This is a genomic window from Chitinophagaceae bacterium, assembly GCA_016710165.1.
GTDB lineage: Bacteria > Bacteroidota > Bacteroidia > Chitinophagales > Chitinophagaceae > Ferruginibacter.
Map to the genome: position 1 here is coordinate 904,551 of JADJLJ010000001.1, position 18,420 is coordinate 922,970.

Annotated in this window: 21 protein-coding genes; 9 read left to right on the forward strand and 12 right to left on the reverse strand. The window is 46.0% G+C overall.

The window, feature by feature from the left end; all coding sequences use genetic code 11:
- Positions 1-3 precede the first annotated feature (3 nt).
- The 4 genes from glmS to IPJ02_04010 all read left to right on the forward strand — a co-directional run bounded on the left by glmS (position 4) and on the right by IPJ02_04010 (position 5,596).
- Positions 4-1,839 (forward strand): glutamine--fructose-6-phosphate transaminase (isomerizing), encoded by a 1,836-nt coding sequence (gene glmS, locus IPJ02_03995; GenBank protein ID MBK7374739.1) that lies wholly within the window; start codon positions 4-6, stop codon positions 1,837-1,839.
- A 115-nt stretch (positions 1,840-1,954) separates the two neighbouring features.
- On the forward strand, positions 1,955-4,069 hold the full coding sequence (locus tag IPJ02_04000) for a DUF4954 family protein (protein ID MBK7374740.1): 2,115 nt from the start codon (positions 1,955-1,957) through the stop codon (positions 4,067-4,069).
- A gap of 52 nt (positions 4,070-4,121) precedes the next feature.
- The gene (locus tag IPJ02_04005; protein ID MBK7374741.1) at positions 4,122-4,880 is read left to right on the forward strand and encodes an SIMPL domain-containing protein; all 759 of its coding nucleotides are present in this window, start codon (positions 4,122-4,124) and stop codon (positions 4,878-4,880) included.
- Positions 4,881-4,966: 86 nt separating this feature from the next.
- Positions 4,967-5,596, forward strand: a complete 630-nt coding sequence (locus IPJ02_04010; protein ID MBK7374742.1) for a peptidyl-prolyl cis-trans isomerase — start codon at positions 4,967-4,969, stop codon at positions 5,594-5,596.
- On the opposite strand, the gene aroQ is transcribed toward IPJ02_04010, so the two are convergent.
- From aroQ to IPJ02_04060, 10 genes are all read right to left on the reverse strand, one after another.
- Positions 5,586-6,002 (reverse strand): type II 3-dehydroquinate dehydratase, encoded by a 417-nt coding sequence (gene aroQ, locus IPJ02_04015; GenBank protein ID MBK7374743.1) that lies wholly within the window; start codon positions 6,000-6,002, stop codon positions 5,586-5,588. The two genes, IPJ02_04010 and aroQ, sit on opposite strands and share 11 nt — an antisense overlap.
- Before the next feature lie 84 nt (positions 6,003-6,086).
- On the reverse strand, positions 6,087-7,190 hold the full coding sequence (gene carA / locus IPJ02_04020) for a glutamine-hydrolyzing carbamoyl-phosphate synthase small subunit (GenBank protein ID MBK7374744.1): 1,104 nt from the start codon (positions 7,188-7,190) through the stop codon (positions 6,087-6,089).
- Positions 7,191-7,456: 266 nt separating this feature from the next.
- Positions 7,457-7,969 carry a 50S ribosomal protein L17 gene (gene rplQ, locus IPJ02_04025; protein ID MBK7374745.1) on the reverse strand — a complete coding sequence of 171 codons (513 nt, stop codon included), beginning with the start codon at positions 7,967-7,969 and terminating at the stop codon, positions 7,457-7,459.
- Between the two features lie 148 nt (positions 7,970-8,117).
- A complete protein-coding gene (locus tag IPJ02_04030; GenBank protein ID MBK7374746.1) occupies positions 8,118-9,113 on the reverse strand; it encodes a DNA-directed RNA polymerase subunit alpha in 996 nt (331 codons plus the stop codon).
- A 52-nt stretch (positions 9,114-9,165) separates the two neighbouring features.
- A complete protein-coding gene (rpsD, locus tag IPJ02_04035; GenBank protein ID MBK7374747.1) occupies positions 9,166-9,771 on the reverse strand; it encodes a 30S ribosomal protein S4 in 606 nt (201 codons plus the stop codon).
- Between the two features lie 132 nt (positions 9,772-9,903).
- The gene (gene rpsK / locus IPJ02_04040; protein MBK7374748.1) at positions 9,904-10,305 is read right to left on the reverse strand and encodes a 30S ribosomal protein S11; all 402 of its coding nucleotides are present in this window, start codon (positions 10,303-10,305) and stop codon (positions 9,904-9,906) included.
- Positions 10,306-10,426: 121 nt separating this feature from the next.
- Positions 10,427-10,807 (reverse strand): 30S ribosomal protein S13, encoded by a 381-nt coding sequence (gene rpsM / locus IPJ02_04045; GenBank protein ID MBK7374749.1) that lies wholly within the window; start codon positions 10,805-10,807, stop codon positions 10,427-10,429.
- Positions 10,808-10,843: 36 nt separating this feature from the next.
- Positions 10,844-10,960 (reverse strand): 50S ribosomal protein L36, encoded by a 117-nt coding sequence (rpmJ, locus tag IPJ02_04050; GenBank protein ID MBK7374750.1) that lies wholly within the window; start codon positions 10,958-10,960, stop codon positions 10,844-10,846.
- 36 nt (positions 10,961-10,996) lie between these two features.
- Complete coding sequence (gene infA, locus IPJ02_04055) at positions 10,997-11,215, reverse strand: translation initiation factor IF-1 (GenBank protein MBK7374751.1); 219 nt, start codon at positions 11,213-11,215, stop codon at positions 10,997-10,999.
- 327 nt (positions 11,216-11,542) lie between these two features.
- Positions 11,543-11,950 (reverse strand): hypothetical protein, encoded by a 408-nt coding sequence (locus tag IPJ02_04060; protein MBK7374752.1) that lies wholly within the window; start codon positions 11,948-11,950, stop codon positions 11,543-11,545.
- Between the two features lie 324 nt (positions 11,951-12,274).
- Here IPJ02_04060 and IPJ02_04065 point away from each other — a divergent pair, with 324 nt between their 5' ends.
- The gene (locus tag IPJ02_04065; GenBank protein MBK7374753.1) at positions 12,275-13,087 is read left to right on the forward strand and encodes an outer membrane beta-barrel protein; all 813 of its coding nucleotides are present in this window, start codon (positions 12,275-12,277) and stop codon (positions 13,085-13,087) included.
- Positions 13,088-13,138: 51 nt separating this feature from the next.
- Entirely contained in the window at positions 13,139-13,546 is a 408-nt protein-coding gene (locus tag IPJ02_04070; GenBank protein MBK7374754.1) for an autotransporter domain-containing protein, read from the forward strand.
- A 189-nt stretch (positions 13,547-13,735) separates the two neighbouring features.
- Here IPJ02_04070 and IPJ02_04075 read toward each other — a convergent pair whose 3' ends face one another.
- Entirely contained in the window at positions 13,736-14,893 is a 1,158-nt protein-coding gene (locus IPJ02_04075; protein ID MBK7374755.1) for a homogentisate 1,2-dioxygenase, read from the reverse strand.
- Positions 14,894-15,107: 214 nt separating this feature from the next.
- On the opposite strand from IPJ02_04075, the gene IPJ02_04080 reads away from it, so the two are divergent.
- Together IPJ02_04080 and IPJ02_04085 are read left to right on the forward strand one after the other, a co-directional pair.
- Positions 15,108-15,599, forward strand: coding sequence for a metallophosphoesterase family protein (locus IPJ02_04080; protein MBK7374756.1), 492 nt, complete (start codon positions 15,108-15,110; stop codon positions 15,597-15,599).
- Between the two features lie 163 nt (positions 15,600-15,762).
- A complete protein-coding gene (locus IPJ02_04085; GenBank protein ID MBK7374757.1) occupies positions 15,763-16,182 on the forward strand; it encodes a nuclear transport factor 2 family protein in 420 nt (139 codons plus the stop codon).
- 81 nt (positions 16,183-16,263) lie between these two features.
- Here the strand turns inward: IPJ02_04085 and IPJ02_04090 are convergent, their stop codons facing one another.
- Entirely contained in the window at positions 16,264-17,376 is a 1,113-nt protein-coding gene (locus tag IPJ02_04090) for a PD40 domain-containing protein (protein MBK7374758.1), read from the reverse strand.
- Between the two features lie 97 nt (positions 17,377-17,473).
- Here IPJ02_04090 and IPJ02_04095 point away from each other — a divergent pair, with 97 nt between their 5' ends.
- Positions 17,474-18,280: a tetratricopeptide repeat protein gene (locus tag IPJ02_04095; protein MBK7374759.1), complete on the forward strand. Its 807-nt coding sequence runs from the start codon at positions 17,474-17,476 to the stop codon at positions 18,278-18,280.
- The last annotated feature ends 140 nt before the right edge of the window (positions 18,281-18,420 follow it).

Genomic DNA, 18,420 nt, shown 5'->3' on the forward strand with positions numbered 1-18,420 from the left:
CTTATGTGCGGAATAGTAGGATACACTGGCCCAAAAGAAGCTTACCCCATCGTCATCACCGGTTTAAAAAGACTGGAATACCGTGGCTACGACAGTACCGGCGTGGCCCTGATGGACCAGGGTCTCAAAGTATATAAAAAGAAAGGCCGGGTCTCGGAACTGGAGCAGACCATTTTCGGCAAAAACCTGCATGCACATACCGGTATCGGGCATACCCGCTGGGCCACCCATGGCGAGCCGAGCGACCGGAATGCACACCCCCATATTTCCGCCAGCGGGAAACTGGCCATGATACATAACGGCATCATTGAGAATTATGCCCAGCTAAAACAGGAACTCACCAATAAAGGGTATTCTTTCAACAGCGACACAGACACCGAGGTTTTGCTCAACTTCATTGAAGACATCCGGGAAAATAACCAATGCGACCTGGAAGAAGCCGTTCGGGTTGCGCTGAAAAGGGTTACCGGCGCTTATGTGATCCTGATGCTGGATACGGAACACCCGGATACCATCATTGCAGCAAGAAAAGGAAGCCCATTGGTCATTGGCGTAGGTAAAGGGGAACATTTCCTGGGTTCCGATGCATCGCCCATGCTGGAATACACCAAGGAAGTGGTTTATGTAAATGATTATGAACTGGCCATTGTAACCCCCGATGAACTGATCCTGAAAAACCTGGGCAATGAAAAGATAACTCCTTTTGTGACCAAGCTGGATATGGAATTAGCCGCTATCGAAAAAGGCGGTTACGACCACTTCATGCTGAAAGAGATATTTGAACAACCCAGTACCATCCATGATTGTTTAAGAGGAAGACTGGATGCTGCCGCCGGCACCATCACCATGAGTGGTATACAGAACAACATTGAACATTTTAAAAAGGCCAGCCGCATCATCATCGTTGCCTGCGGTACCAGCTGGCATGCCGCTTTATTGGCTGAATATATCATTGAAGAGCTTTGCCGTATCCCGGTGGAAGTGGAATACGCTTCCGAGTTCAGGTACCGCAACCCCATCATCAATAAAGGCGATATCATCATCGCCATTTCGCAAAGCGGTGAAACGGCCGATACACTGGTGGCCATTGAACGGGCAAAAGAAAACGGCGCCATCATCTTTGGCATCGTGAACGTGGTGGGCTCATCCATTGCACGGATAAGTGACGGTGGTGCCTATACCCACGCCGGCCCCGAGATCGGCGTTGCCTCCACCAAGGCATTTACCGGCCAACTGGCCGTATTGACCATGATGGCTTTAAAGATCGCCAAAGAAAAAGGGACCATCCCTAATGACCGGTACCGCAAATTATTGTTTGAACTGGAATCCGTTCCCGAAAAAGTGGCTACTACTTTAAAAAGTGCCGAAGCAATCAAAAAGATCGCTGAAAAATATAAGGGAGCAGGCGATGCCCTTTTCCTGGGACGTGGCTATAACTTTCCCATTGCACTGGAAGGCGCCCTGAAGCTGAAAGAGATCTCTTATATACATGCCGAAGGTTATCCCGCCGCCGAAATGAAACACGGGCCCATTGCACTGGTGGATGAGAACCTGCCGGTGATATTCATTGCCACCATGGATTCGTACCACGAGAAGATCGTGAGCAACATACAGGAGATAAAAGCCCGTAAAGGCAAGGTCATTGCCATCATTACGGAAGGTGATGAGATCATTCCGGGTATGGCAGACGAAGTATTTTTTGTGCCCCCGGCCGATGAGATCATTGCACCCATGCTGAGCACCATCCCGCTGCAGCGTTTAAGTTACTATGTGGGCATTGCAAAAGGAGTGGATGTTGATAAACCAAGAAATCTTGCCAAATCCGTTACGGTAGAATAAAAATTTGTAGTTTGTGATACGTTCCCCGCTTGTACAGCATACAGATTTGACGTAGTGGATACCCTGTGATCTGAATGAATAACCACAAACCCAAAACTACAAACCTAAAACGGTTATGAACATCATTCAAAAACACCCGGTCAATAATCTTGGATACAATTTTGTAGAAAAAAAATACCTCCCGAAAGGGAAAGACGAATACCACCTCCGCAATATCCAGAACCAGAACGGGATCAAGTACCGGAAACTGACCGCCCAGGAAATAGAGTCACTCATACGTAACAGGAATACATCGGATGACTGGAACAAGATCCTGGTTTCCAAAAATTTCAATCCCGAACTGGTCCGCAACTGCAAATTCCATGGACTGGTACGCATTGGAAAACTGGAGCCCTTTTATATGGAATTCCATAACCTGCGGATGCCGGTTGGCTTATACAACAGCACCATCATCAGTTGCGACCTGGGCAATAATATCTGCATTGACAACGTGAATTATTTAAGCCATTACATCATTGGCAACGATGTGATGATCGTGAATGTGAATGAACTGGCCTGTACCGACCATTCAAAATTCGGTAATGGCATAATAAAGGACGGGGAAGACGAAAAGACCCGGGTGTGGATGGAACTTTGTAATGAAACCGGCGGAAGAAGCATCATACCCTTCAACGGCATGCTCGCAGGGGATGCCTGGCTGTGGAGCAAGTACCGGGATGATGAGGCCCTGTTGCAAAAATTCAAGGAGTTCACCGAAAAACGTTTCGACAAGCAACGGGGGTATTATGGTAAGATCGGCGACCGCACCGTTATAAAAAACTGCAAGATCATCAAAGACGTATGGGTTGGCTCTGATGCCTATTTCAAAGGCGCAAACAAATTAAAGAACCTTACCGTCAAGAGTGATGAGAACCGCAGGTCGCAGATCGGCGAAGGCTGCGAACTGGTGAACGGCATCATTGGCTATGGCTGCCGGATATTTTACGGGGTGAAAGCCGTTCGTTTCGTCATGGCGTCACACTCGCAATTGAAATACGGCGCCCGGCTCATCAACTCGTACTTAGGCAATAACTCCACCATTTCCTGCTGCGAAGTGTTGAACTCACTTATCTTTCCTGCGCATGAACAACACCACAATAATTCATTCCTGTGTGCAGCTGTCGTTATGGGGCAAAGCAATATAGCTGCCGGCGCCACCATTGGAAGCAATCACAACAGCCGGGCTGCGGATGGTGAAATAGTGGCCGGGCGCGGGTTCTGGCCAGGCCTTTGTGTGAGCTTGAAGCACAATTCCAGATTTGCTTCTTTTACCATCATTGCCAAAGGCGATTTTCCTGCTGAGTTGAATATCCCTGTGCCCTTCAGCCTCATCAGTAATGACGTGGCGCATGACAGGCTGGTGGTAATGCCCGGTTACTGGTTCATGTACAATATGTATGCCCTGGCACGCAACGCCTGGAAATATGTTGACCGGGACAAACGGACAGAACGGATACAGCGCATAGAATACGATTTTCTGGCGCCGGATACCATCAACGAGCTCTTTGATTCCTTATCTTTTTTAGAGAAACTTAAACCCGGTAAGGAAGGCAGCGCTGAAGTGACAGGTTGGGAGAACAGCAGCCGTAAAACAGAACTTCATAAGATACCGCAGGCCATAAAAATATTCAAAGAACTGGTACAGTATTATGGTACGATGGAATTACTGGGCCACTTCCGGAAAAACAACTTTGCTGATTTTACTGCCTTCAAAAAAACGTTGTCTGCCAGCGTGCAGCGCAGTGCCTGGCTGAACATTGGCGGCCAGCTGATACAAAGAACGGAAGCGGAGCAGATGAAACGGAATATCAGGTCAGGTAAAATAAAAAGCTGGGATGAACTGCATGGTTTTTACCGCCAGCAGGGCATCGCCTATGATGCCGACCGGTTGAACCATGGTTATACTTCCTTACTGGAAATACTGCATATCACCCCGAAACAATTCACCCCTGCCCTCTTCCGGCAATTGCTGCAGCAGGCCCTGGATACAAAAGAATGGATATGCAAGGGCATTTTTGATTCCCGTGCCAAAGATTATAACAGCCCCTTCCGTAAAATGGTGTATGATACCAATAAGGAAATGGAAAAAGTGATGGGAAGGCTGGAAGACAACAGTTTTATCCAGCAGCAACTGTCAGAGCTTGAGGAAATGAAAAAACAGGTGAAACCCCTCTTAAAAAAGTTAAAGTAATACCGCTTGTGTAATCCCCCCGTTAATTTCATCTCCTCTTAAAAATTAACGTATGAAAAAGATTACACTGCTTTTTGCAGCAACAACCATCGTTTTTGCACTCCATGCCCAACCCGCCACCCAGCCGGGATGCTATCCTTTTCCAAAGACAATTTCGGTAACCGGCAGCGCTACCATGGAAGTGGTCCCGGATGAGATCTATGTGCAGGTTGACCTGAGGGAATACAAAAAGAAAGGAGAAGATAAAGTGGAACTGGATAAGATCAAATCGGATTTCCTGGGATATTGCAGGGCAGCAGGCATTGCAGATAATGATATCTCCGTGGCGTCCTACGACGGGTATAACATGGCGAATATCTGGCGTCGTAAAAAAAGGGACCCCGAACTCCTGGCATCCATATCCTACCAGGTAAAGTTCAGCAATACCAAACTCATCGACGACCTCGTGGACAGGCTTGATGACCAGGCCACCAACAATTTCAGGATCACCCGGGCATCGCACAGTAAAATAACCGAATACCGCAAACAACTTAAGATACAGGCAGTAAAAGCGGCCAGGGAAAAAGCCATTTACCTGGCCGAAGCCATTAATGAACAACCGGGACAGGCCATTGAGATAAATGAACCGGAGGAAAACATAAGCTCGGATGTAGTTTCAGCTGCCTACAGGAACAATTACAAAAGCCTCGGCGTAAATGAGGTCAGGCTAGACCAATCAAAAAATGCATATTACGGCATAACCGATGAAGGGGTTGATTACCGGAAAATAAAGCTCCGGCTGGAAGTGAAAGTACTGTATGCACTGAAATGAACCATATCCGTTACTATTTTGAGAAGGCAGCCCGTTGAAGGCTGTCTTCTTTATTAAAACTTATCTTTGCCCTTCAAATTTTCTGTGTGAAAAAAATCATTTTACTTTTCCTTTTTTCCGGTTTCATTGCTTCTGCGAACGGCCAGTCTGTTGCCCAGATAAAAAAGATCCTGGATACCACCAGCAACCCCATCGGCTTTGTAAAATATGTACTGAAGAAAAAATATTACATAGATACCATTACGGTGGTAAGTACAGCCCAGTTCCTGGGAAAGGCCGACAGCCTTGCTTACCATGGTAAGACCGGGAAGACATACGGGCCTTTCCGGAAAGAAAATATCCTCGTTAAGATCCTGACCAAAGCTCCCAATACTTTTTATCATGTGAACCATATTTTACTGGACAGCTCCGTTTTTGATCCCTCATTTGCTGAAGCACTGGCCGATACGATCATTGCGAAAATCAGGTCCGGGGCCAGCAGCTTTGCCGCACAGGCAGCTGTTTACAGTGCCGACCTGGCTTCTGCTTCAAAGGGAGGCGACCTGGGGTGGTTCATAAAAGGCGTGATGCTCCCCCAGTTGGACAAGGAATTGACAAAACGCAAGAAAGGGGACCTGTTCAAGGTTTGGTCTGTATCCGGGCTGCATATCGTACGCATTGCCGACAATCCGAAACAGGATACCGGTTATGCCCTGCTGTTGCGGGTCATTTTATGAACCATTCAAGCGCCAGTTCATAACCCTTCAATCCCAAACCACTAATAACACCTTTTGCTTTTCCGGAAACATGAGAGAGTTTTCTGAAATCTTCCCGACCAAAAATATTGGAGATATGTACTTCAATAACAGGTGTAGTAATGGCTGCAGCAGCATCGCCAATGGCAACTGAAGTATGGGTATAGCCACCGGGATTTAAAATAACACCATCATAACTGAAACCTACCCGCTGAATTTCATTGATCAGTTCCCCTTCCACATTGCTTTGAAAACAGGAAATTCCGATATGGGCATATTTGTCCTGCAGTTTCTTCAGATAATCATCGAAAGATTCTCCGCCATAAATATCCACTTCCCGTTTACCAAGAAGATTGAGATTGGGCCCGTTGATGATGGCTATTTTCATGGCACTAATTTAGCACACTAATTTAACACACTAATTATTTTCAGTTCAATAGATTTAGCTACTGACTAATTCGTGTAACCCGTATCAATTCGTGTTAATAAGGGAAATGAACTCATCAAACAAATACCGGCTGTCGTGCGGGCCGGGTGTGGCTTCCGGATGATACTGTACGGAGAAAGCCGGTTTGTTCTTCATGCGGATGCCTTCAATACTATCGTCGTTCAGATTAACGTGGGTTATCTCTACGTTTGCATTTGCTTTTACCGCCTTTGGATCAACACCAAAGCCATGGTTCTGTGTAGTGATCTCACTTTTTCCGCTGATGATATTTTTTACCGGGTGGTTCAGTCCGCGGTGGCCGTGATGCATTTTAAAAGTAGGTATGTCATTGGCCAGGGCAAGTAACTGGTGGCCCAGGCAAATACCGAATAAGGGTTTATTGGCAGCCAGGATCTGCTTCACCGTTTTAATGGCATAGCCCATGGGGGCAGGATCGCCGGGCCCGTTGCTTATGAAATAACCATTGGGCCTGAATTTCTCCAGTTCATCGAAACCTGTTTTTGCATTATGCACTTTCACATAGGTACCTCTTTCCACCAGGCAGTTCAGGATATTCTTCTTGATACCAAAATCAAGTACCGCGATCCGTATCTTACTGTTTTCGTCTCCCAAAAAATAAGGCTCCTTGGTACTCACTACGGAAGCCAGTTCAAGCCCATCCATGGAGGGTACCTTTTTCAATTCCTTTTTCAGGAGTTCCACATCGGAGGTTTCGGAAGAAATGATGCAGTTCATGGCCCCCTGGGTACGGATGTAGGCAACCAGTGACCGGGTATCAATACCGTTGATGGCTACGATGCCCTGTTCTTCCAGGTAATCCTGCAGGGAAGCATCGGCCATGAATCGGCTGTATTTCTCTTCCAGGTTACGCCCAATGATCGCTTTTACCTTTACCCCATCACTCTCCACGTCAACAGCTTTTACCCCGTAATTACCAATGTGCACATTATTCATGATAAGCACCTGGCCAAAATAACTCGGGTCAGTAAAACTTCCCTGGTAACCGGTCATGCCGGTATTAAAGCAGATCTCACCGGTTGCAGTACCAATTTTACCAAAAGAAGTTCCTTTGAAAATGGTCCCGTCTTCCAGGATCAAAAGGGCAGGCAGATATTTTGTACCGAGCATGTTTATAAGGGTTTTGCAAAGAAAAGAATATAATGGGGAACCGGGAAATGAAATTTTAAACAATTGAACCACTTCGGACATAGAAAACATAAAAAAATACATAGAGATCTACCCAGGTTTTGACCCTGCAAGTAAAAAAAACTATGTGCCCTATGTTCCTATGTGTTTCAAAATATCAAAAAAAGCCCCGATAAAAATATCAGGGCTAATATAAACAGTTGGTTTGAACTATTGGTGATAGAAGCCGAATAGTGAGCGTAGTCGAACTAAGCTTCGGTTTTATCTTCTGTTGTTTCTTCTTTCGCCTCTTCTGTTTTGGCAGTGGCCTTTTTCTTAGCTCCACCTCCTGCCCGGCGTGTCTTCTTGGCCGGTTCAGCAGCCTTGGCTGTTCCTTTACCGTATATTTCGTTAAAGTCAACCAGCTCGATCATTGCGATCTCTGCATTATCACCGGTTCTTGCTCCCAGCTTAATGATACGGGTGTACCCCCCGGGGCGGCCGGCAATTTTTGGCGCTACCACCGTGAATAATTCTTTCACAGCCTCTTTATCGTTCAGGTAGCTGAACACAATACGGTGATTGTGCATGATGGCTTCCTTGCTGTCGTTGTTCTTGGTTTTGGTGATCAGCGGTTCAATGTAAGTACGAAGCGCTTTTGCCTTGGCCAGTGTGGTTGTGATCCTTTTGTTGGTGATCAGCTGGCAACCCAGGTTCATCAGCAGGGCCTTCCGGTGGGAAGCGGTTCTGCTCAGGTTTTTGTTCTTGTTTCCGTGACGCATGACATGTGTGTTTTAAATTCGTCTGTACCGTGTCAGGAATTACAGACTACTTGTTATTAATTAATTTGAAAATTATACAATTTGAGGATTTGAAAATGGTTGAACCAACTTATTTTAAAATTGATTCATTTTCAAATTTCCAAATTGATTATTCATCATCTAATTTCAGCTTGCTCAGGTCCATTCCAAAGCTCAATCCCCTTTCGTGCAATACCTGCTCGATCTCACTCAGTGATTTCTGTCCAAAGTTCCTGAATTTCATCAGGTCTTCCTGCTCGTACTGCACCAGTTCGCTCAACGAGTTGATCTTGGCTGCTTTCAGGCAGTTGAAGGCACGTACAGAAAGATCCAGGTCTTCCAGGGGCGTCTTCAGTACTTTGCGCAATTGCAGGGTCTGCTCATCAACCAGGTCCTCTTTCTTATCTTCTTTGGTATCAAACGTAATGTTCTCGTCGGTGATGATCATCAGGTGCTGTATCAGGATACGGCTGGCCTGCTTCACTGCATCTTCGGGGTGGATGGTACCATCGGTAACCACTTCCATGATCAGTTTTTCAAAGTCGGTGCGCTGCTCCACACGGGTGTTCTCAATAGAGTATTTCACATTCTTTATGGGCGTATAAATAGCATCTACCGGGATATAACCAAAGTGTGAACTCTTCTCTTTATTTTCTTCAGCCGGAACATAGCCACGGCCCTTACCGATCGTGATCTCAATATCCAGCTTGGCGCTGCTGTCCATGGTACAGATCAGCATTTCGGGATTCATCACTTCAAATGAAGGAGAAGCATCGCCGATCATGCCGGCAGTGAATTCTGTTTTATTCTTAATGGAAAGCGTTACCTTTTCCAGGTTGGCATCATGCTCCACCTTCTTTTTAAGACGAACCTGCTTCAGGTTCAGTATGATCTCCGTGACGTCCTCCGTAATGCCTTTTAAGGTTGCAAACTCATGGTCTGCACCGGCAATGTTGATACCAACGATGGCATATCCCTCCAGGGAGTTCAGTAAAACCCTGCGCAGGGAGTTACCGATGGTTACACCGTAACCTGGCTCAAGCGGACGGAATTCGAATTGAGCTTCAAACTCGGTTGCTTTCTGAAGAACGATCTTATCGGGCTTAACAAAATTTAAAATGGCCATATTAAATTTTTAATTATTAGTTATTTAGTTACCAAATCCTGGTTGAAAGGCATTATTTAGAGTACAATTCAACGATCAGTTGTTCTTTAATGTTCTCAGGAACGCTTTCCCTTTCAGGATACGTGATGAACGTGCCTTTTACCTCACCTTCATTCCATTCCAGCCAGTTGAATTTGGCATTTTTGCCACGCAGGTTTCCACCGATGGAAGCCCTGGCAGCACTTGTATTTTTTAAGCCGATCACATCTCCCGGCTTACAGCTGTACGACGGGATGTTGACCACTTCGCCATTTACGGTAACGTGTTTATGCGAAACCAGCTGGCGTGCAGCCTGGCGGCTTGGAGCGATACCCATACGAAAAACGGTATTATCCAGGCGTGCCTCCAGTAATTTAATGAGGTTCTCACCGGTAACACCTTTTCTGCGGGCTGCTTCATCAAATGTTTTACGGAATTGTTTTTCCAGCAAACCATAGGTGTATTTTGCTTTTTGCTTTTCCCTTAACTGAAGGGCATATTCACCCAATGTTTTGCGCTTGCGGTTTGCACCATGCATTCCCGGAGGATTGCTGTTCTTGGTCAACCATTTTCCATTGCCTGTAATAGGCTCTCCGAAGATCCGGGAGATTTTTGTTTTGGGGCCTGTGTAACGTGCCATATTTTGAATTGGAGGTCTTTTAGTGACGGTGCATCATTATAAAGACCTTTTAAAATGAATAATGCACCCGTTATTGAAAATGATACAGGATACAAGATCCCGGATCCGGGATCCTGTGTCTTGGATCTTGTATTAAACCCTTCTTTTCTTAGGAGGACGGCAACCATTGTGTGGCAACGGTGTAACGTCTTTGATCATCGCAACCTCGATACCGCTTTGAGAAAGTGAACGGATGGCCCCTTCACGTCCTGAACCCGGTCCTTTCACATATACATCCACCCGTTTTAAACCGGCATCCAGGGCAGTTTTTGCTGCATCGGCTGCGGCCATCTGGGCTGCATACGGGGTATTCTTCTTAGAACCCCTGAAACCCATTTTACCGGCACTGCTCCAGCTGATGACCTGGCCCTGCTTGTTGGTTAAACTGATGATGATGTTGTTGAAACTTGCTGTAATGTGTGCGTCGCCGTAGCTGTCAACTTTTACTACTCTTTTTTTCGAGGACGTTTTGGCGCCTCCTTGTGCTTTTGCCATAGTTTGATCTAGATAGGTAATCTTTAAAAATGTTATCCCGCCTAAGGCGAGACTGAACCAACCCTCCTGCCGGCTTATGAAGCGATCTGGCGCTGGTTCAAAAAAATATAAGCCGTATTGATTATTTCTTCGCTACTTTCTTTTTACCCGCAACTGTCTTGCGCTTTCCTTTCCGGGTGCGGCTGTTGGTACGTGTACGCTGTCCACGAACCGGTAAACCTTTACGGTGACGTAATCCGCGGTAGCACGCAATATCCAGTAAACGTTTGATATTCATCTGGGTTTCGCTACGCAGGGCGCCTTCGGTCTTGAATTCATTGCTGATGACATTACGGATGGCAGTTTGCTCATCATCATTCCACTGGTTTACTTTTTTACCGAAGTCGATACCCGACTTGGTTAAAATGTAACGGGCAGTAGAACGTCCGATTCCGTAAATGTAAGTAAGGCCAACTTCGCCTCTTTTATTTTTTGGTAAATCAATACCGGCAATACGAGCCATAATATGAATTAAAAATTAAGAATTAAAAAATGAGAATTACCCCTGCTTTTGTTTGAAGCGCGGGTTCTTTTTGTTGATCACATACAGCCTGCCCTTTCTTCTTACGATCTTGCAATCAGCGCTGCGTTTTTTGATAGAAGCTCTTACCTTCATTTTGCTTGTTTTACTTATTACTTATTACTTATTACTTTATTTATACCTGAAAATTATCCGGCCCCTGCTCAGGTCATATGGACTCATTTCAACACCCACTTTATCACCCGGCAGAATACGGATATAATGCATGCGCATTTTACCGGAAATAGTGGCCAAAATCTCGTGGTCATTCTCCAGTTTCACCTTGAACATAGCATTACTAAGCGCCTCCACGATCGTTCCGTCTTGTTTAATAAGTGCCTGTTTAGCCATAATTTTGGGAGCGCAAAGATAGGTGGATTTATTTAATAATCAGCAAAAAAGGGTTGTATTTACCAACAAATACCCGGTTTTTCCACAAAAATGGACGGTTTTGCCCCTTCAATTAGCTCTACAACCCCGGATTGGGCACCAAAACTACCTGCCGCCCGGCGGGCAGCTATTGGCCGTCTGCCTAAGTTCATCGGAGGGGCAGGATACTTATATACAGCGGCTTCGATAAACTCAGCCTGGTATCCCGCTAGCGTTTTGGCCCCCTATTTTGCCAAAAATAAAAGGCCGGCAACTGATGCCGGCCAATTTCTTCGTAAAATAGTATCATCAATCAAACGATTCATCATTCAGGTGTACTTTCGTCATCTCGTAGAAATGATTCTGCAACTGGTGTACATTGATCGGGTGCATGATGTGGCGATGCTCATCCCTGTACCATATCTCGAATTTTGAGAAGCCGTTCTTCGCAGGAAGCATCATCCGGAATGCTCCCTTCATGTACTTAACCGTACCATCCGGGTTCTCCTCTTTGTGAAATTTCAGTTTCATCAACTGCTCCTCATCCAGCGCAATGGCAGTTAACTGTTCTGTTTCATACCAGAACTCCTGCACCCCGTTATCTATACACACCTGTTTGGCACCAATGTTAAGATTGGTTACTTCGCCCTGCCGCTTATCCCCGTCATTATCTGCTATCAGGTAATCGCCTACTTTAATTTCATGAAAATTTATCATAGTAATTTGTTTTTGGTATGCCAATATAATGATTTTTATGAAATGAGAAACCCGGTGGTTAAATATTTATACCCGTGACCGGATACCGGGTGGAAAGGAAATATTGCCGGGAAGGATGACCGCTGTGCTTTGCATACCCCGGTAATTTCGTGATAAACCACCCCTTTTCCGCAATCTACGCACAGGGTATTTCTTTTTTCAGATTCTTTTCTTATTTTTCATAGATAGCAGTTCTTTAAAACCCGTTCATTTTACAACGATACACCGGCTGCCTCTTTTACCTGCCGTTTCATAACCTGATTTTTCACAATAAATCAAAAAACTATGAAAAAGTTATTCGTTCTGTACAGTGGTATTTTTTTACTGCTCGTTCCGACGCTGGTTGCGCAAAAGCGACCCCTGGATAAGAGCAGCCCTACCCCCGTAACCGCCATTACCAGCGAACAGTTGTCAAGCAAACCATTCGACCGGCGTAACTGGAACTTTGCAATTACCCGGGAAAATATCGGCTATTCGCACCAGAATATCAAGGTCAATGGCGTGGACCAGGGCACACAAAGCAGTTTCGGTTTGAACCTGGGGGCCAATTACTTTGTAATAGATGGCCTGGCGGTTGGACTGGAACTGGATGCAGAACTGAATAAGTGGAAGAACGGCAGCACCCAGACCAATAACAGCTGGATGGGCTATGCGAATGTTACATACGGCGTGGAAGTGCTGAAGAATGTAAATATATATGGCCGGGTGGGTGCAGGACTGGGTGGCGTGGTAAATATATACAAGCCGGCTGTAGGACCTGAGACAAAGGACAAATCAAACTTGTTTGGTTTCAAAGGTGAACTGGGGTTCCCGCTGAGACTGGAACCGAAAGGGGTTGCCTATCTCACCCCTACGATCAATTACGGGTACCGTACCGAAAAATTTGATGACGGTAAGGAAACAACCAACCGCTTCGGGTTCGGGTTGAAACTGGAAACTTACCTCTCCTGTCCGCAGATGTCATGCGATGCCCGTTCGGGATACCGGCTTTCGGAAGGTATCTACGACCGCGGTAACAGTTTCCTGGGCTTTAATACAAAGGGCAGGCTGTCGTTTGGGAATATAAAAACCGACTATGACAATCCCCTCATTCCCTGATCAAAAGAGAACTTCTCGAAACTCCATCTTTCAGCCGAATACATGTATTACATGGCAGATAATTTTTCCCTGGGCCTGAATGCCGGCTACCGGAGCAGCGTTTACAAACAGAGTGCCTTTGATTATAAACAAACCAACCGGAGCTTTGGCATCATGCCGCAGTTTGAACTGAACATGCCGGTTAACAACCGTGGACTTAATAACCTGTTCATCCGGGGAGGCTATGGTTTTAATACGCAAATGACGGAAACGAAGAATAACATCAATACCAATACCACTAAATGGACCGGCGGTGATCTCTGCGTTGGCCTGGGATACAATTTCTTTTTTCGCAAAGGACTTTCTGTAACCCCCCAGTTCGAATACGACTGGGCAACCTGGAAGAACAAGGACACGGACCAGAAGGAAAAAATCAATGGGCCGGTTTTTTCAGTAGGGATCAGGAAGTTCTTTTATTGAGATGCGGAGGCGGGATGCAGGATACAGGATACAGGATACTGGAACGGAATGCCATTGAAAATTGAACATTGAATTTTGAATATTGAGCATTGGTGGTAAAAAGATCAATGCTCAATATTCAACAATATAACGGCTTTATCATTCGGCCCAGCTCATCATTCGGCCCAGCTCATCATTCGGCCCAGCTCATCATTCGGCCCAGCTCATGACATAGTTTCCGTTCTCGATCTCCAGTGCCTGCCGGGTCAGCATCAGCGGCCGGAACGTATCCACCATAACAGCGAGTTCCCTGGTTTCTTTGGCGCCAATACTTTTTTCCACGGCACCGGGGTGCGGTCCGTGAGGTATGCCCGCCGGGTGCAGGGTGATCATGCCACGTGTTACGTTTTTGCGACTCATAAAATCACCGTCCACATAATACAGCACTTCATCGCTGTCGATATTGCTGTGGTTATAAGGTGCCGGTATGGCATCGGGATGATAGTCGTAAAGCCGGGGCACAAAGGAACATACCACAAAGGTATTGGTCTCAAAGGTCTGGTGAACCGGTGGTGGCTGGTGTACCCTTCCGGTAATGGGTTCAAAATCATGAATGGAAAAAATATAGGGATAGCAGCATCCGTCCCAGCCGATCACGTCAAAGGGATGGGTTCCGTAATGCAGGCCATACAGCATACCTTTCTTTTTTGCCTTGATCAGGTAGTCGCCCTTCTGGTCATAGGTCCTGAGGTTTTTGGGCGGGCGGATATCCCGTTCACAGAATGGGGAGTGTTCCATCAGTTGCCCGTACTTACTCATATATCTCTTAGGAAAGCGCAGGGGGGAAAATGATTCAACAATGAATAAGCGGTTCTTATCATCGTTGAACTCAATCTGGTAAATGGTGCCTCTCGGCAGCACGATATAGTCACCATAACTGAAGTCCAGCTCTCCATACTGCGTATGCACGGTACCGGTTCCTTCATGCACAAAGATCATTTCATCGGCGTCGGTGTTCTTATAAAAGTATTCACCTGTACCGGTTTGCGGGGCAGCCAGCACAATATGGCAATCGCTGTTTACCAGCACGGGAACCCGGCTTTGCAGGTATTCACCGCCCGGCTTTAAATGAAATCCTTCAAAGCAACGGTGCTTAAGCATTTTTTCCTCTGCCACCTGCGGACTCACATCCACCTGCGGTTCTGTTTTTATTATTTGTGTAGGCGGATGACAATGATACAGCAGGGAGTAATCATCACTGAAGCCTTCGGTAGAGAATAACTGTTCGCTGTACAGTCCGCCATCGGATTTGCGGAACTGAACGTGTCGTTTATGGGGAATTTTTCCCAATGTATGATAGTGCGGCATATTGATTAAGAATTAAAAATTAAGAATTAAAAATGGCCAATGACTATTGACTAATGATCAATGACCAATGACTGTCTAGCGGACACAGAGTTCAAGAGAAGCCAAGAGGAAAATGTATTTCCAGCTGCGCTTGTCAATATAATAGGTAAAGTTCCGGTGAAAAGGCATCGCGTTGTTTGTTATTGTAAATTTACAGGTAATAATTCAAATAAGCTTGACAAGGATCGGATTAGTTTCGGACACCCATGGTTACCTGGATGATGCCATTCCGGAGCACTTTAAAAACTGCGATGAGGTATGGCATGCCGGGGATTTCGGGGAAGGAATCGTTGAAAGGTTTAATTCGTTTAAGCCGTTTAAGGGTGTGTATGGTAATATTGATGGCCAGGATATACGCAGCCGGTTCCCGGAACAACTGGTGTTTATGTGCGAAGGGGTGAAAGTGATGATGCGGCATATCGGCGGCTATCCTCCCAAATACAATCCGGAAACAAAAAGGGAATTACTGCTGCATAAACCGCAGCTTTTCATCAGCGGCCACTCCCATATCCTTAAAATAATGCACGACGATAAACTGCAGTGCCTGCACATGAACCCCGGGGCTGCCGGTAAGCAGGGATGGCAAAAGGTACGGACCATCATCCGCTTTACCATTGACGGGAAAGATATTAAGGATTGTGATGTAATTGAACTAAAAAACCTATAAGGTCTGCCATGCCTCCCCAGACCTTATAGATTTTCAAGCCCTGGCTGCTGTCTCAACGGCTGGTTGGTTATTGGTTCAGGCCGCTGTAAGCGTCCCGACCCGTTCATAAAGTTTAACTACTTGCCGCTTGTTATTTTCCCTAAGTTTATTCAAAATAAAAAATATGAAAAGAACAGCCTTATTACTTGTACTGTTTTTAACAACAGTCCTTTCACCGGGTACATTTGCCCAGGCAGATAACGAGGAAAAAGCCGTAAGGGCCTGCCTGGAAGAATACATGAGCGGCGATGGCAACCGCATGGAAAAAGCCTTTCACCCTTCTGCCACCATGAAGTACATTGACGCACAAACGGGAGAATTCAAAGATGTGCCCATTGCAGATTTTATTGCAAGGGCAAAAGCCAATACAAACAAACAGGAAAGAAAGATCGGGATCGTCTCGGTTAACATTGAAGGCAATGCCGCCAACGGAAAGATAAAGATCGAAACGGACAAGGTGATCCTGTACGATTACATGAACATGCTTAAAGTGAACGGGGAGTGGAAGATCGTAAGCAAGATATTTTCGAGGAAGAATAAATAATCTTTACCCTGGCTTAAACCCCGGCTGCTGTCTCACCGGTTGGTTTGGTTATTGGTTCAGGCCGCTGTAAGCGTCCCGACCCTATTCCACCCAGTCGGCAATGAAGATATTGGTATCCCTTGTGCCCCCGTTGTTGCGGTTGCTGCAGAAAATGATCTTCTTTCCATCGGGACTGAACATGGGAAAAGCATCAAATGATCTCTCAGCAGAGATCTTCTCCAGGCCGCTGCCGTCCTCATTAATGGTAAAAAGATTGAAAGGGAAACCTCTTTTGCTCTGGTGGTTGCTGGCAAAAATGATGCGCTTGCTGTCTGGCATATAAGCCGGCGCCCAATTGGCATTACCGAAAGATGTTACCTGTTTTACGTTGTTGCCATTCGCATCGGCAATGAACACTTCCATATTGGTAGGTGCCACCAGGTTTTCGGCAAGCAGGTCCTTATATTCTTTGATGGCTGCTTCCGTTGTGGGCCTGCTGGCCCTCCAGATGATCTTCTTTCCATCCGGGCTGAACCATGCACCGCCGTCATAGCCCAGGGTATTTGTGATACGTTTCTCTTTACCGGTCTTCAGGTCCATGATGTAGAGGTCAATATCCCCGTCCTTATCGCTGGTATAGATCATTTTCTTTCCATCAGGCGAAATGGTGGCTTCCGCATCATAACCCTTCCGGGTGGTCAGTTGCTTAACAATTTTTCCATCCAGGTCGGCCATGAAGATATCGTAGCTGTCGTACAAGGGCCAGATGTATTTATTGCCGTACTTTTTTCTATCAGGCACAGGAGGACAGGTGTCGGCTCCCAAATGCGTACTTGCATATATCACGTGCCTGCCGTCTTTTGTAAAAGCCCCGCAGGTGGTTCTTCCTTTACCGGTACTGACCCTTTTGTATTCAAATTTTTCGCCGGGGTTGGGCACTTTACCTATGAACATCTCATCACACAGTATACCTTCCTTCGGATTGGTACGCTGGAAAATGATCCACTTGCCGTCAAAACTGAAATAAGCTTCTGCATTGTCGCCGCCAAAAGTAAGCTGCTGCACATTGGCAAAATGTTTTTCGCCTTCAAACAATATGGTGTCGTTCAGCGGGGCGATGACCGGTGAGCCCGATGCAGCGGTACCTGCTTTAAAAGAGCTTATGGCAACCGTTATTACAACCAACAGAACAACCAATACAGGGATCCTTTTCATGGTAAAAAATTTGAAGTGCCAAAGATAAGTTCTGTCCTTTTTTTAATTGTCAGAGAATTGTCATGCTGATAAGGATCATCCGCTTAAATTTGCAGTCATGACCAACCTCATACGATATCCATTGTTTTTGCTCTTCCTGCTGACGGGCATCATGTCGTGCAATAACAATGAACAAACCGTACCAGTAAATACCGCAGCCCCGTCTAAAGAAAAAGAACTGGGGGATGCCATTGCCCGGTTCCCCGATTCGTTGTTGCTGCGTGAACAACTTGTTCAATACTACCGGGAGAATGCATTCTATGATAAAGCCCTTGCTGCGACCGATGAATGGCTGAAGAAAGACAGTTTGAATGCAAGGTTGTGGGACATGAAAGCGACCCTGCACTTTGAAAATGCTGACACCCTGGATGCCATCCGGGCTTTTGAAAAAGCGGCTGCCATTTTACCGGCTCCGGAATACCTGATGTCGCTGGGTACGTTGTACGCACAGACAAAGAATGCACGGGCGCTGGCTGCTGCCGGTCTGCTGGCAAAGCTTGATAATGGCAAAACGGCAAAAGAAGGTATTTTCATTAAGGGACTGTATTATAGTTATACCGGTGATAAGGAAAAAGCCATTTCATTCTTTGATCAATGCCTGGCCATGGAATATACCTTCATGCCCGGCTACCTCGAAAAAGCCATTGCCCTGTATGACCAGGCAAAATATGCCGAAGCCATTAAGGTACTTGACCGGGCCGTGACCTTACAGAATAATTTTGATGAAGGGTATTACTGGCGTGGCCGCTGTTTTGAAAAACTGAATAAACTGGCCGATGCCATGGAAGATTACCGGACGGCCCTCCTGTATAATCCCGGATATGCTGAAGCCAAAGATGCACTGGCAAGGCTGGAAGGGAAGTGATCGTTACAGGGTTTGAAACCGTTTAATTCGTTTCAGCGTTCGGGGCAAAGTTTTTATAGTCACTTCATAGTAGTTAACTTTGCGGAATAAAAAAAGTCACTAAAACGACTAAAACGACTAAAACGACTAAAACGACTAAA